Source organism: Halomonas sp., assembly GCF_041689495.1.
Lineage (GTDB): Bacteria > Pseudomonadota > Gammaproteobacteria > Pseudomonadales > Halomonadaceae > Halomonas.
The window spans coordinates 1-2,172 of sequence record NZ_JBDNGD010000420.1 but is presented as its reverse complement, the minus strand read 5'-3'; the positions used below and the strand labels follow the sequence as shown (position 1 = coordinate 2,172).

The 2,172-nt window shown below is 56.8% G+C and carries 2 protein-coding genes; both read right to left on the bottom strand.

Annotation, left to right across the window (positions count from 1 at the left end):
• Positions 1-132: 132 nt before the first annotated feature.
• Positions 133-1,311: a hypothetical protein gene (locus ACESMD_RS12990; protein WP_372613813.1), complete on the bottom strand. Its 1,179-nt coding sequence runs from the start codon at positions 1,309-1,311 to the stop codon at positions 133-135.
• Positions 1,312-1,315: 4 nt separating this feature from the next.
• Positions 1,316-2,172: Abi family protein (locus ACESMD_RS12985; RefSeq protein WP_372613811.1), on the bottom strand; the 857-nt coding region annotated here is incomplete at its 5' end.

Below are 2,172 nucleotides of genomic sequence, written 5' to 3'. Positions count from 1 at the left end.
CATCGTCGGGATACATCTCAACGAACTCGCGGTACGTGCACGGATAGTCACGGCCGGCCACCAATCCGGTCAGCGCGGTGTCATCGAATGAAGAGCCCACCACTACATATTGTAGGAGGAGGAGCAAACCGTCTACCCCGCCTCTTTAATTGAGCCTTGAGAAAGGTTATTTGCAAGGCCTTCAGCGCCATTAATTGACTGCTCAATTTGGCGACGAAGTGGTGAACTTCCTAGCGCTAGCGAAATGTAAAACGGCTCAACTTTGCCACTTACAATAAGCCTAAATAACTTATCTGACAGCATTAGTCGTGATCGAGTAGAGACAACATGAGCTACTGATCCAATTAAGTCTGGCGAACCACTTGCTCGGCACATAAGGAGGTCGCCCGCATTGACTTCAATGCCATCTCTAGGTTCTAAATTATCAGGGAGGGCCTTGTTTTCGGATTCCCTGTAAACCCCATTATTGACAGCGCCTGCCTTGAGAACGCCACAGCTATCATGTTCCGCTGGGAAGTTGAAGCATTCTGGACTCCAGCCCTGTTCAATACGTTTGAGAATACGTCTCAGCGCTATTACATCCCAATGCGTCGGCACCTCGCCCAGCCACTCTACGCCGGAGTCTCTCATCGGCACATCGGGGTCGAGGCCCTTGGTCACGGCATGAGAGATCACCGTCTGGCGCTTCTCCTTGAGCAGCGCGATCAGGCGCTGCTGTTCTTCCACCAGGGAGTCGATGCGCGCAGTTTCGTGGTCGAGGAAGGCGGCGATGGTGGCCTGCTCTGAGACTGAGGGCCAAGCGATTTCAAAGTTTCTCAAGAAATCATCTGGTACTCGCTTTTGACCACCAGCACCGTACATGTGCGATTCGCCCAGCTCTCTAAAAGGCCGAGAGGAAATCACCCGGTAGAGATAATCCCCGGTTACCAGCGACGCATTTGGCCGTGCGACTGTAAGTTCAGTCGTACCAAACCCAACCCCCTCATGCAGGCCTCTCATGATGGCCCCCTTGCCGTTTTCAAAGCAGGGGGTGATTTTCGCAAAGGTCACGTCGCCTTCGCTGAGGTATGTGTACCCATCAATTACGTCGCCAATAGGGCGAGATTGAGTGAGATCAAGAGAGCCTTCCTCGCCAACGGCCTCCATCGGTATGAAACTGACTTCTCTTGTGCCGGACAGGTGCCGAACTTCCGCCTTAGAGGGATTTAGCGTGGCAACAAACCGCATGCGCTTGACTTGCCAATGCGCCGGCACCTCACCCAGCCACTCGATACCGGAGTCCTTGTATTCGGGGTACCGTGAAAAGCTCATCCCTTCAGTCCCTCTCTCTTGCATTCATTACCGCCTCTCGCCAGAAAGGTTCGGTGTCCCAATGGCCAGGAAAGCCCATATGCGGGCGTGAGACCTGCGGATAATGGTCCAGCAGCGTCACCAATCGTTCTGCCCAGTGGCTGGTTGGCGACACCACCTGCATCAGTGACTCGATCACTACCAGCTGCAGATAGAGTCTGCGGCGTGGATCGAGGCGCTGTTCTGGGTGCTCGTGAGAGCCCGTCTCGATACCGTCGGGGATGCCGGGCCAGTCAGCCGGAACCTTCCTCGGCATCTCGGGGCGGCTACCGAATTCGCGATTCCACACCCGGCCATGGTGCGCGCAGGCGTTGCGCAAGTCGGAGAGGCTGCGGAACCAGGAGCGCAGCACCGGCATCTTCCAGCCAAAGTGGCGCTCGATGCGCTGGGTGTCCTCGGGGAGCCGCAGCTTGGCCAGCAGCGTCGAGACCTCCTTGAAGGTCAGCAGCTCCACCGCCATCCAGATCGGCGGTTGGTTGGGTGCAGCTCGATACTTCTTCCTGTAGTGCATCAGGAAGGACTCGACCTCGCGCCCCTTGGCAGCGTTCTCCAGCTTCTCAAGTAGCCAGCCATGGTTGTAGCGGGAGTCGAAGATGCCGGGATCCAGGTAGCCATGGGGGCCATGATGCTCGGCGAGGGTATTGGTAAGCTGGGCGCGTAGCGCGACTTCCAGCCGCTCGATTGCATCCAGCAGCAGCAGGCGCAGCTCGCGATCGAACACATAGAGCTGCAGCACGTCGTCGAAGGTGGTGCCCTCCAGAAAACAGTGTTCTTGAAGGCCCAGCTTGTAGAGAGGCCGCGTGTAGGCCGAGAGGCGGAAGT

What these genes read in the sequence shown, in the direction of transcription:
- ACESMD_RS12990 (WP_372613813.1), bottom strand. Translation starts at nt 1,311, where the DNA reads ATGAGCTTTTCACGGTACCCCGAATACAAGGACTCCGGTATCGAGTGG.